Consider the following 11,251-nt stretch of genomic DNA (forward strand, 5'->3'; position numbering starts at 1 on the left):
TTTCGGCGGCGGTGACGCCGGGGTTGGGGAAGAGCAGCGGTGCAGCGTCGGCGGATGGCAGGAACGATCGCGGTGGTGTCCGCACTGGGCATGACGGCGGTCCTCGGCGGCTGCGGCGTCACGGGCGGATCGGCCGATGTGACCCTGAAGCTGGTCGCCGCCGACTACGGCGACAGCGCGGCCAACAGCTCGAAGAAGTACTGGGACAGGCTCGTCGAGGAGTACGAGGCCGGCCACCCCGATGTCAAGATCGACGTCAGCGTCCACTCCTGGAACGACGTCGACCGCAAGGTCAGGGAGATGGTCGCCGCCGGCGACCCGCCGGACATGGCGCAGATCGGCGCGTACGCCGACTACGCCGCCCAGGACCAGCTCTACAAGGCCGACGAGCTGCTCTCCATACGCACGCAGGCCGACTTCGTGGGGCAGTTGGCCTCCGCGGGCCAGGTCAATGGAGTGCAGTACGGGCTGCCGTTCGCCGCCTCCACCCGCGTGCTCTTCTACAACAAGACCCTCTTCTCCAAGGCCGGCATCACCCCGCCCGAGTCCTGGGACGACCTGGCCGCGGACGCCGAGGCGCTCAAGGCGAAAGGCGTGAAGTACCCGTACGCGCTGCCCCTCGGCCCCGAGGAGGCGCAGGCCGAGACCATGCAGTGGATGCTCAGCGGCGGGGGCGGCTACACCGACGGCGTCGACAGCTACGGCCTCGACTCCCCGGAGAACATCGACACCTTCTCCTGGCTGAAGGAGGACCTGGTCGGCAAGGACCTGACCGGGCCGGTCGCGCCCGGGGAGCTGAACCGGGCCGCGGCGTTCGCCGCCTTCGCCAAGGGCCAGGTCGGCATGCTCAACGGCCACCCCTCGCTGATGAAGATCGCCGCCAAGAACGGCGTGAAGTACGGGATGGTGCCCACGCCGGGCAAGGAGGGCCAGAGCAGGTCCACACTCGGCGTCACCGACTGGATGACGGCGTTCCGCAAGAACGGCCACCGTGATCAGGTGGGCGAGTTCCTCGACTTCGTCTACAGCGAGAAGAACGTGCTGGCCTTCTCCCGCGAGTACGACCTGCTGCCGGTCACCTCCTCCGCGTCCGGCACGATGGCCGCCTCCGACGAGGACCGGCATCTCAGGCCGTTCCTGGACGAGCTGCTCGCCTCCGAGCTCTACCCGGTCGGCAAGACGTCCTGGGCCGACGTCGCTTCCCAGGTCAAGCAGCAGATCGGCAAGGCCGTCGCGCCCGGCGGCAGCCCCACGGGCGTCCTCGGCCACCTTCAGGCGGGGGCGGCCCGGGCGGAGAGCGCGGAGTAGTTCGCTGTGCTGTCGGTGGGGGGCGTTACGGTGCCGGGCATGGACGAGGACACGGGTGAGCAGGGGCTCGGGCGCAGAGAGCGGGACATTCTCGCGCTCGAACGCCGGGGGTTCTCCGGGCCCGGTGCGAAGGAGCGGGCGATACGTGAGGAGCTGGGGCTCGCGCCTGTTCGCTACTACCAGTTGCTCAATGCGCTGCTGGATGATGCGCGGGCCTTGGCTTTTGACCCGGTGACGGTCAATCGGCTGCGGCGGGTTCGGGAGCGGCGTCGGTCTGAGCGGTGAGGGGCGGGGGGCTTCTGGCCGTCGCCGGGTGCGGGTGCGTTGTGGTTGTTCGCGCCCCGCGGCGGAGCCGCATATCGATGCTGCCCCGCGCCCCTAAGGGCGTGACCCCTCAGCCGATCCGGTCCGCCAAGGCCGCCAGCAGGTCCACGACCCCCTCCGGGCCGTCCACCACCACGTCCGCTCGCTCTCTGAGCTCGGTCACCTCGTCGCTGCCGCTGCACACCAGCAGGCCCGGGGTGCCGGTCGTGCGGAGGGTGTCGACGGCGGCGTAGGCGGGCAGGTCGCCCAGGTCGTCGCCGGCGTAGAGGACGGATCCGGCGTCGATCTCGCGGGCGAACTCGGTCAGGGCGACGCCCTTGTCGATGCCGGGCGGGCGCAGTTCCAGGACCATGCGGCCGGGCTCGACGATCAGGCCGTGCCGGGTCGCCAGGGCGGTGAGGGGCTCGCGCAGGGCCTCGAAGGCGGCCTGCGGGTCGGCGGCCCGGCGGGTGTGCACGGCAACCGCCCGGCCCTTCTCCTCGACCCAGGTCCCGGTCCCGTCCAGCAGCCCGGGCAGCTCGGCGCGTACGGCCGCGACGCCGGGGTGCGGCTCGGGCGCGGTGACCTTGCCGCTGCGGGCGTCCCACCGCTCGGCCCCGTAGTGCCCGAGGACGACGAGGTGCTCCAGGCCCGGCACGTCCGCGAAGCCGCCGTTGCGCACCGCGACCTCGGCCGGCCGGCCGGTGATCACCGCCACGGCGGCCACCTTCGGCGCGAGGGCGGCCAGCGCGGACAGCGCCCGGGGATGGGCCCGAGCCAGGTCCGGATCGGCCACGATCGGCGCGAGCGTCCCGTCGAAGTCGAGCCCGATCAGTGCCTTGCCGGGCTGCGCGAGCAGGGCGTCGAGGCCGTCCTGCCCGGCCTTCGTGGCGGGGGTGGGAAGGCTGCTCATGCGGTCCTCAGCCCCTCAGCGCGTCGAGCTGGTCGACGAACCACTGCGCCGGTGGCAGTGCCGTCGCCGCCGCGGCCAGGCGCTTGCTGCGTTCGGCGCGTTCCTCCGGGCCCATCGACAGGGCCTCGTGCAGGGCCGTCGCCGTGCCCGTGACGTCGTAGGGGTTCACCGTGATCGCGTCCTCGCCCAGCTCCTCGTGCGCCCCGGCCTCCCGCGACAGCACCAGCGCGCAGCCCCCGTCGGAGACCACCGGGACCTCCTTGGCGACGAGGTTCATGCCGTCGCGGATGGGGTTGACCAGGGCCACGTCGGCCAGCCGGTAGGCGGCCAGCGAGCGGGCGAAGTCGTCCTGGACGTGCAGCACGACCGGCTTCCAGCCCGGTGTGCCGTACTCGGCGTTGATCTCGTCGGCGACCCGCTGCACCTCGGCCGTGTAGTCCCGGTACACCGCGAGGTCCTGCCGCGAGGGGTAGGCGAAGGCGACGTGCACCACCCGCTCGCGCCACTCGGCGTGCGCCTCCAGCAGCCGGCGGTAGGCCAGCAGACCGCGCACGATGTTCTTGGACAGCTCGGTGCGGTCGACCCGGACGATGGTGCGCCGGCCCTCGCCGATCTCCTGCCGCAGCGCGGCCATCCGCTCCTCGACGTCCGGCTCGTGCGCCCGCTTGCGCAGGAAGTCGGCGTCGGCGCCGAGGCCGTGCACCCCGACCCGGGTGCCGCCGAGCCCGCCCGCGAACCGCTCGGCGCACGCGGTGAACGCCTCGGCCCAGCGCTCGGTGAGGAAGCCGAGGCGGTCCGCGCCGAGCATGCCGCGCAACACCTGCCCGGCCACGTCGTCCGGCAGCATCCGGAAGTACTCCGGCGGCGCCCACGGCGTGTGCGAGAAGTGCCCGATCCGCAGGTCGGGCCGCAGCTCGCGGAGCATGCCCGGCACCAGCGTCAGGTGGTAGTCCTGCACCACGACCGCCGCGCCCGGCGCAGCCTCCTCGGCCAGCGCCTCGGCGAACGCCCGGTTGTACGCCTCGTAGGACGCCCACTGCCGCCGGAACTCCGCGTCGAAGACCGGCTCCAGCGGCGTCTGGTAGAGCATGTGGTGCACGAACCACAGGACCGAGTTGGCGATGCCGTTGTACGCGTCGGCGTGCACGTCGGCCGGGATGTCCAGCATCCGTACGCCGTCCTCGCCGACCCCGCGCCGGACCGCCTCCCGGTCGCCGTCGGACAGCGCCGAGCACACCCACAGCGCGTCCGCGTCGGAGCCGATCGCGGAGAGCCCGGAGACCAGCCCGCCGCCGCCCCGTTTGGCCTCCAGCGAACCGTCCTCGCCCACCGAATACGAGACGGGACCCCGGTTGGAGGCCACCAGCACCTGCGCAGCACCGTTCGTCGAAGCCATAAGCCTCAACCTAGCCCGGCCCTCGAACGCTCAAACGTGCGGATCTCCCGCACCCGACCGAAAACCACCCCGGTCAGGCCGCTTTCCGCGCCTGGTACTCGGCGATGTCCACCATCGGCGGACGCTCCTCGGTGTCCACGGAGTACGTCAGCGGCTCGAAGCCGTCCTCGCCCCGCTCGAACTGCGTCAGGGACGGCCGGATCAGATGCCCGCGGGCCAGCCGCAGCTGGGCCGTGCGGTAGATCGCGGCGGCCATCCGGCCCAGCGCCTGCCCGTCCTGGTGCCGGTGTTTGCGCACCCCTACGTCCACCTGGGCGAGGGCGTCCAGGCCCGCCAGGTGCAGGGCGTCGACCAGCATGCCCAGCTCCACGCCGTACCCGACGGGGAACGGCAGCTGCTCCAGCAGGGAGCGGCGGGCCGCGTACTCACCGCCGAGCGGCTGCACGAAGCCGGCCAGCTGCGGCCAGTGCATGTTGAGCAGCGGGCGCGCCATCAGCTCGGTGACCCGGCCGCCCTGCCCGGCAGTGCCCCCGAGGGGGCGGTCGTACATGGCCTTCACCAGGTCCACGTCCGGCTCCGTGAGCAGCGGGCCCAGGATCCCGGAGACGAAGTCGGACGAGAAGTCCTTGAGGTCCGCGTCGATGAAGCAGACGATGTCCCCGCGGGTGACCAGGAGCGAGCGCCACAGCACCTCGCCCTTGCCGGGCACGGCGGGCAGGCGCGGGAGTATCTCGTCCCGGTGCACCACCCGCGCGCCCGCGGCGGCGGCCACCTCGGACGTGCGGTCGGTGGACCCGGAGTCGACGACGACCAGCTCGTCGACGAGCGGCACCTGCCGCATCAGGTCGTGGCGGATGACGGAGACGATGTCCCCGACCGTCGCCTCCTCGTTGAGCGCGGGCAGCACGACGCTGACCGTCTGGCCCGTGCGCTGCTTCGCGGCCAGGATCCGGTGGAGCGGACGCTCGTTCGCGGACCAGGAACGGGTGCTCAGCCAGCGCTCGACTTCTTCCAGCACCGTGGCGGCTCCTCTGCGTGCTCTCGGCGGGACGGACTGCCCGCCGCGGTAGCGGCTGACGGGTACAGTCATCTCGCGGTTCGGACGACTATCTCAACTGTCCTGGTCGTCGGTTACAGTCTTGAACAAGGCGGATGACCATCGCATGTCCGGGGTCACCCGCCGCCTACAACCACATACAGCTCATCCAGAGGGGCAGAGGGAAACGGCCCGATGAAGCCCCGGCAACCCTCCAGTCGGTACTCGTAGGTCACTGTCGACCACCAGCGCGAGGCTCCCGGCTCGGGAAGGTGCCAAATCCGTCTCACGGCGAGATGCGTCGTGAGGAAGATGAGGAGAAAGGGCCTCGCCTCACATGGCTGCGCAGACTGTTGCAAGCACCACCGAATCCACCGTAGACCTTGGCCCCGCCGCCGCGCTGAGCTGCCGCGAATGCGGTCACCGCGTGCCCCTCGGCCCGGTCTTCGCGTGCGAGGAGTGTTTCGGCCCGCTGGAGATCGCCTACGACTTCTCGGCCTACGACACCGAAGAGCTCCGCAAGCGCATCGAAGCGGGACCCGCGAACATCTGGCGCTACGCCCCGCTGCTGCCGGTCCCGGCCGACGTCGCGGACAAGCCGAACATCAACCCCGGCTGGACCAAGCTCGTCAAGGCCGACAACCTCGCGCGGGAGCTGGGCGTCGACGCCGGCAAGCTGTTCGTGAAGGACGACTCCGGCAACCCGACGCACTCCTTCAAGGACCGCGTCGTCGCCCAGGCCCTGGAGGCCGCCCGCGCCTTCGGCTTCACCACGCTCTCCTGCTCCTCCACCGGCAACCTCGCCGGTGCGGTGGGCGCCGCCGCGGCCCGGGCCGGCTTCCGCTCCTGCGTGTTCATCCCGCACGACCTGGAGCAGGGCAAGGTCGTCATGGCCGCGGTCTACGGCGGCGAGCTCGTCGGCATCGAGGGCAACTACGACGACGTGAACCGCTTCTGCTCCGAGCTGATCGGCGATCCGGCCGGTGAGGGCTGGGGCTTCGTGAACGTCAACCTCCGGCCGTACTACGCGGAGGGTTCCAAGACCCTCGCGTACGAGATCTGTGAGCAGCTCGGATGGCAGCTGCCGGACCAGCTGGTCGTGCCGATCGCCTCCGGTTCGCAGCTGACGAAGATCGACAAGGGTCTTCAGGAGCTGATCAAGCTCGGGCTGGTCGAGGACAAGCCGTACAAGATCTTCGGTGCGCAGGCCGAGGGCTGCTCGCCGGTGTCCGTCGCCTACAAGGCCGGGCACGACGTCGTCCGCCCGCAGAAGCCGAACACCATCGCCAAGTCCCTCGCCATCGGCAACCCGGCGGACGGGCCCTACGTGCTGGACATCGCGCGGCGGACCGGCGGTGCGGTGGAGGACGTGAACGACGAGCAGGTCGTCGACGCGATCAAGATCCTTGCGCGGACCGAGGGGATCTTTGCGGAGACCGCCGGCGGGGTGACGGTGGGTGTGGCGAAGAAGCTGCTGGAGAACGGGCTGCTGGATCCGTCGAAGACCACGGTGGTGCTCAACACCGGGGATGGTCTCAAGACGCTGGACGCTGTGGCGGGGACGGGGCTGACCGCGACCATTCGTCCCAGCCTGGAGTCGTTCCGTGAGGCCGGGCTCGTCTGAGCGTCGTTGTTTGCTGCGGGCCCGCGGGGGCTGGTCGCGCCCACGCGGCGGAGCCGCAAATCGACACAGCCCCCCGCCCCTAGGTATCTCGCCCAACCGGAGGTTTTGAAGTCATGAGCGTCACCGTCCGCATCCCCACCATCCTGCGTACCTACACCGGCGGTCAGGCTGAGGTGTCCGCCGATGGTGGGACCCTCGGCGAGGTGATCGCCGACCTGGAGAAGAACCACACCGGGATCGCCGCCCGGGTACTGGACGACCAGGGCAAGCTGCGTCGGTTCGTCAACGTGTACGTCAACGACGACGACGTGCGGTTCGAGCAGGGTCTGGAGACGGCCACGCCGGACGGTGCCGGTGTGTCGATCATTCCCGCCGTCGCCGGCGGCTGAACCGGTCGAGCGGCCCGTTATTACCTTCGGTAACGGCTGTCACTGAGAGTTCATCGAATTGCCCCCTCCGTGAGAGAAGCGGAGGGGGCAATTCTGCGTGATTGAGCGCGGTACAGTTGGGGAACGCGGTCCTGATCCTCTGATCGGAACCCTGAATTCCCGCTGCGAGCCCGACAAGATGTAGCCAAAGTGTGCGCATCTTTTGCGGCTTTTGTTCCCTTTGTGTGGCCCGACTTGCCCTGAATTCGGGCGAATTCTCCCCACATTCCGGACCCGGCGCGTCCGGAATTCTCGTCCGATTGACCTGTTGCAGACGGCAGTTGGACAGATACATTCAGCCGCGGTCGACGCGTTCCGGCGCACGCCCCCAACCGTGGGGGGTGAGGTCTGACCCGGATCCGCGAAGTGTGGATCTGTGCAAGGGCCAGTAATAGGGGAGTTAGGCATGGCTCAGGGCACCGTCAAGTGGTTCAACGCGGAGAAGGGGTACGGCTTCATCGCGGTCGACGGTGGTGCGGATGTTTTCGTCCACTACAGCGCGATTCAGATGGACGGCTACCGCACCCTTGAAGAGGGCCAGCGGGTCGAGTTCGAGATCTCGCAGGGCCAGAAGGGACCGCAGGCCGACATGGTTCGCGTCTCTGCCTGAACGCGCACCACGACCAACGCATCAGCGACCGGTCTTCTCAGAAGGGCCCGTACCCCCCGGGGTGCGGGCCCTTCGGCCTGTTCGAACAGCCTGCGGGGCGGTGTTCGCGGGCGGCTGACGCCCCCGCCCGATCCCCGGGAGGCGCTTGCACTCGCAGGGGTCGAGTGCTAATCATTGCGTTAGCACTCTGAAGGTGAGAGTGACAACGTAAGGACCGGGTCGGTGAGGCCCGCAGGCCGGGTGGGAAGGAACCACAAGGCTGGCGAGCCGTCCGTCGCGGGCGCGGGCGCGGTCCGAAGTAATCACCCCCAGTCCTGGAGGGACCACTTCACATGGCCAAGATCATCGCGTTCGACGAGGAGGCGCGGCGCGGCCTCGAGCGCGGCATGAACCAGCTCGCGGACGCCGTCAAGGTGACGCTCGGCCCCAAGGGCCGCAACGTCGTCCTCGAGAAGAAGTGGGGCGCGCCCACGATCACCAACGATGGTGTCTCCATCGCCAAGGAGATCGAGCTCGAGGACCCGTACGAGAAGATCGGCGCCGAGCTGGTCAAGGAAGTCGCCAAGAAGACGGACGACGTCGCCGGTGACGGTACGACCACCGCGACCGTTCTCGCCCAGGCCCTGGTCAAGGAGGGTCTGCGCAACGTAGCCGCCGGCGCCAACCCGATGGCCCTCAAGCGCGGTATCGAGCGCGCCGTCGAGGCCGTCTCCGCCGCCCTGCTGGAGCAGGCGAAGGACGTCGAGACCAAGGAGCAGATCGCCTCCACGGCCTCCATCTCCGCCGCCGACACCCAGATCGGCGAGCTCATCGCCGAGGCCATGGACAAGGTCGGCAAGGAAGGCGTCATCACCGTCGAGGAGTCCCAGACCTTCGGTCTGGAGCTGGAGCTCACCGAGGGTATGCGCTTCGACAAGGGCTACATCTCGGCGTACTTCGCCACCGACATGGAGCGTATGGAGGCCGTCCTCGACGACCCGTACATCCTGATCGCCAACTCGAAGATCAGCAACGTCAAGGACCTGCTGCCGCTCCTCGAGAAGGTCATGCAGTCGGGCAAGCCGCTGCTGATCATCGCCGAGGACGTCGAGGGCGAGGCCCTGTCGACCCTGGTCGTCAACAAGATCCGCGGCACCTTCAAGTCCGTCGCCGTCAAGGCCCCGGGCTTCGGCGACCGCCGCAAGGCGATGCTGCAGGACATCGGCATCCTCACCGGCGGCGAGGTGATCTCCGAGGAGGTCGGCCTCAAGCTGGAGAACGCCACGATCGACCTGCTGGGCAAGGCCCGCAAGGTCGTCATCACCAAGGACGAGACCACCATCGTCGACGGGGCCGGCTCCGCCGAGCAGGTCCAGGGCCGGGTCAACCAGATCCGCGCCGAGATCGAGAACAGCGACTCGGACTACGACCGCGAGAAGCTGCAGGAGCGCCTGGCGAAGCTCGCCGGCGGTGTCGCGGTCATCAAGGCCGGTGCCGCCACCGAGGTGGAGCTCAAGGAGCGCAAGCACCGCATCGAGGACGCCGTGCGCAACGCCAAGGCGGCCGTCGAGGAGGGCATCGTCGCCGGTGGTGGCGTGGCCCTGCTGCAGGCCTCCCAGGTCTTCGAGAAGCTGGAGCTCGACGGTGACGAGGCGACCGGCGCCAACGCCGTGAAGCTCGCGCTGGAGGCCCCGCTGAAGCAGATCGCCGTCAACGGTGGTCTCGAGGGTGGCGTCGTCGTGGAGAAGGTCCGCAACCTCCAGGTCGGCCACGGCCTGAACGCCGCGACCGGTGAGTACGTCGACATGATCGCCGAGGGCATCATCGACCCGGCGAAGGTGACCCGCTCTGCCCTGCAGAACGCCGCCTCCATCGCCGCGCTGTTCCTCACCACCGAGGCCGTCATCGCCGACAAGCCGGAGAAGGCCGCCGCGCCCGCCGGCGGCGGCATGCCGGGCGGTGACATGGACTTCTGATCGACCCCAGGGTTGATCAACGTCCTTACCGAGGGCGGCACCTCCTGTTCCGACAGGGGGTGCCGCCCTCGGGCGTGTTCCGGGGTGCATCCCGTCGCGTGTTCCGGGGCGCGCCCCGTCGCGGATTCGGGGGTGCGCCCCGCCGCAGGTTGGGTGCCCTCTTGCGTGTCCGGGATCACAGCCGGGACGGGATGCCGCGGCCGGGCCGGGTGGTTGAACCATGCGTCCCATGCGTATGCACATACCATCCGGTACCCCCGAGGGAGCCCCCACGTGACTGTCGCCGCCTCCGCATCCCGCGCCGCCGAAATCCTGTCCCGGCCCGTAACGCTGGGCGGCCTGACCGTTCCCAACCGGATCGCGATGGCGCCGATGACCCGCATGTTCTCCCCGGGCGGCGTGCCCGGCGAGGACGTCGTCTCGTACTACGCGCGCCGCGCCGCCGCCGGAGTCGGCCTGATCGTCACCGAGGGCACCTACGTCGGCCACGACTCGGCCGGGCAGAGCGACCGCGTCCCGCGCTTCCACGGCGACGAGCAGCTCGCGGGCTGGGCGAAGGTCGCCGAGGCGGTGCACGCCGCGGGCGGCACGATCGTGCCCCAGCTGTGGCACATCGGCATGGTCCGCAACCAGGGCGAGCCCCCGGTCGCCGACGCCCCCGCCGTCGGCCCCTCCGGTCTGCGCATCGGCGCGACGGAGCCCACCGGCAAGGCCATGACCCAGGCCGACATCGACGCCGTCATCGGCGCGTTCGCCGAGGCCGCCGCGGCCGCCGAGCGCATCGGCTTCGACGGCGTCGAGCTGCACGGCGCCCACGGCTACCTGCTCGACCAGTTCCTCTGGGAGGGCACCAACCGCCGCACCGACGCCTATGGCGGCGACCGGGTCGCCCGCGCCAAGCTCTCCGAGGAGATCGTCACGGCCGTCCGCGAGCGCGTCTCCGCCGACTTCCCCGTCATCTTCCGCTACTCCCAGTGGAAGCAGGAGGCCTACGACGCCCGCCTCGCCGAGACGCCCGAGGAGCTGGAGGCCATCCTGGCCCCGCTCGCGGCGGCCGGTGTCGACGCCTTCCACGCCTCCACCCGCCGCTACTGGGTGCCCGAGTTCGAGGACTCCGACCTCAACCTGGCCGGCTGGACCAAGAAGCTCACCGGCAAGCCCACCATCACCGTCGGCTCGGTCGGCCTGAACGGCGACTTCCTCAAGGCCTTCCAGGGCCAGGGCGCCGAACTGGGCGACCTCGACAACCTCCTGGACCGTTTCGAGCGCGACGAGTTCGACATGGTCGCCGTCGGCCGCGCGCTGCTCCAGGACCCCGAGTGGGCCCGCAAGGTGCTCGACGGCCGCACCGAGGAGCTCGCGCCCTACAACCCGGCGGCGCTGAAGTCCCTCAGCTGACCTCCGTCGCCTGAGGCCCTGGATCTGCTTGCGTCAGCCAAGGACACTGACTGAGCGCCTGTTCACCGGCCTTGAGTGAGGAGATCCAGATGACGACGACCGAGTCCCGCCCGCCGCACGACGGTTCCGCAGGGCAGCCCGGACCGGTGGTGCACACCACCGCCGGTGCGGTCCGGGGCCGGAGGGAGGCGGGACTCGCGGTCTTCCGCGGCATCCCGTTCGCCGAACCGCCGGTGGGCGAGGCCCGCTTCCAGGCCCCCCGCCCCGCCCAGCCCTGGGA

At 70.1% G+C, this 11,251-nt stretch carries 11 protein-coding genes and 1 riboswitch; of the genes, 8 read left to right on the forward strand and 3 right to left on the reverse strand.

The window, feature by feature from the left end:
• Positions 1-54 precede the first annotated feature (54 nt).
• On the forward strand, positions 55-1,308 hold the full coding sequence (locus K4G64_RS09060) for an extracellular solute-binding protein (protein WP_221755509.1): 1,254 nt from the start codon (positions 55-57) through the stop codon (positions 1,306-1,308).
• Positions 1,309-1,347: 39 nt separating this feature from the next.
• The gene (locus K4G64_RS09065; protein ID WP_221755510.1) at positions 1,348-1,593 is read left to right on the forward strand and encodes a DUF3263 domain-containing protein; all 246 of its coding nucleotides are present in this window, start codon (positions 1,348-1,350) and stop codon (positions 1,591-1,593) included.
• A 109-nt stretch (positions 1,594-1,702) separates the two neighbouring features.
• Here the strand turns inward: K4G64_RS09065 and otsB are convergent, their stop codons facing one another.
• From otsB to K4G64_RS09080, 3 genes are all read right to left on the reverse strand, one after another.
• Complete coding sequence (gene otsB, locus K4G64_RS09070) at positions 1,703-2,524, reverse strand: trehalose-phosphatase (protein WP_221755511.1); 822 nt, start codon at positions 2,522-2,524, stop codon at positions 1,703-1,705.
• Positions 2,525-2,531: 7 nt separating this feature from the next.
• Entirely contained in the window at positions 2,532-3,920 is a 1,389-nt protein-coding gene (locus tag K4G64_RS09075; RefSeq protein WP_221755512.1) for a trehalose-6-phosphate synthase, read from the reverse strand.
• 73 nt (positions 3,921-3,993) lie between these two features.
• Entirely contained in the window at positions 3,994-4,938 is a 945-nt protein-coding gene (locus K4G64_RS09080) for a glucosyl-3-phosphoglycerate synthase (protein WP_221755513.1), read from the reverse strand.
• A gap of 180 nt (positions 4,939-5,118) precedes the next feature.
• A riboswitch (SAM riboswitch) is annotated at positions 5,119-5,275 on the forward strand.
• A gap of 18 nt (positions 5,276-5,293) precedes the next feature.
• On the opposite strand from K4G64_RS09080, the gene thrC reads away from it, so the two are divergent.
• From thrC to K4G64_RS09110, 6 genes are all read left to right on the forward strand, one after another.
• Positions 5,294-6,580 (forward strand): threonine synthase, encoded by a 1,287-nt coding sequence (gene thrC, locus K4G64_RS09085; protein ID WP_221755514.1) that lies wholly within the window; start codon positions 5,294-5,296, stop codon positions 6,578-6,580.
• 113 nt (positions 6,581-6,693) lie between these two features.
• Positions 6,694-6,969 carry a MoaD/ThiS family protein gene (locus K4G64_RS09090; protein WP_031135858.1) on the forward strand — a complete coding sequence of 92 codons (276 nt, stop codon included), beginning with the start codon at positions 6,694-6,696 and terminating at the stop codon, positions 6,967-6,969.
• Positions 6,970-7,414: 445 nt separating this feature from the next.
• Positions 7,415-7,618 (forward strand): cold-shock protein, encoded by a 204-nt coding sequence (locus tag K4G64_RS09095; protein ID WP_010035953.1) that lies wholly within the window; start codon positions 7,415-7,417, stop codon positions 7,616-7,618.
• Between the two features lie 332 nt (positions 7,619-7,950).
• Positions 7,951-9,573 carry a chaperonin GroEL gene (gene groL / locus K4G64_RS09100; RefSeq protein WP_221755515.1) on the forward strand — a complete coding sequence of 541 codons (1,623 nt, stop codon included), beginning with the start codon at positions 7,951-7,953 and terminating at the stop codon, positions 9,571-9,573.
• 273 nt (positions 9,574-9,846) lie between these two features.
• On the forward strand, positions 9,847-10,971 hold the full coding sequence (locus K4G64_RS09105) for an NADH:flavin oxidoreductase (RefSeq protein ID WP_221755516.1): 1,125 nt from the start codon (positions 9,847-9,849) through the stop codon (positions 10,969-10,971).
• An 89-nt stretch (positions 10,972-11,060) separates the two neighbouring features.
• The coding region (locus tag K4G64_RS09110; protein ID WP_221755517.1) for a carboxylesterase family protein at positions 11,061-11,251 on the forward strand (191 nt) is incomplete at its 3' end.

The organism is Streptomyces sp. WAC04114, from assembly GCF_019733245.1.
Classification (GTDB): Bacteria; Actinomycetota; Actinomycetes; order Streptomycetales; family Streptomycetaceae; genus Streptomyces; species Streptomyces massasporeus_A.

Coding starts and splice junctions, on each gene's coding strand:
- K4G64_RS09075 (WP_221755512.1), bottom strand. CDS start 3,920: ATGGCTTCGACGAACGGTGCTGCGCAGGTGCTGGTGGCCTCCAACCGG.
- K4G64_RS09065 (WP_221755510.1), top strand. CDS start 1,348: ATGGACGAGGACACGGGTGAGCAGGGGCTCGGGCGCAGAGAGCGGGAC.
- otsB (WP_221755511.1), bottom strand. CDS start 2,524: ATGAGCAGCCTTCCCACCCCCGCCACGAAGGCCGGGCAGGACGGCCTC.
- K4G64_RS09060 (WP_221755509.1), top strand. CDS start 55: ATGGCAGGAACGATCGCGGTGGTGTCCGCACTGGGCATGACGGCGGTC.
- K4G64_RS09095 (WP_010035953.1), top strand. CDS start 7,415: ATGGCTCAGGGCACCGTCAAGTGGTTCAACGCGGAGAAGGGGTACGGC.
- groL (WP_221755515.1), top strand. CDS start 7,951: ATGGCCAAGATCATCGCGTTCGACGAGGAGGCGCGGCGCGGCCTCGAG.
- K4G64_RS09090 (WP_031135858.1), top strand. CDS start 6,694: ATGAGCGTCACCGTCCGCATCCCCACCATCCTGCGTACCTACACCGGC.
- thrC (WP_221755514.1), top strand. CDS start 5,294: ATGGCTGCGCAGACTGTTGCAAGCACCACCGAATCCACCGTAGACCTT.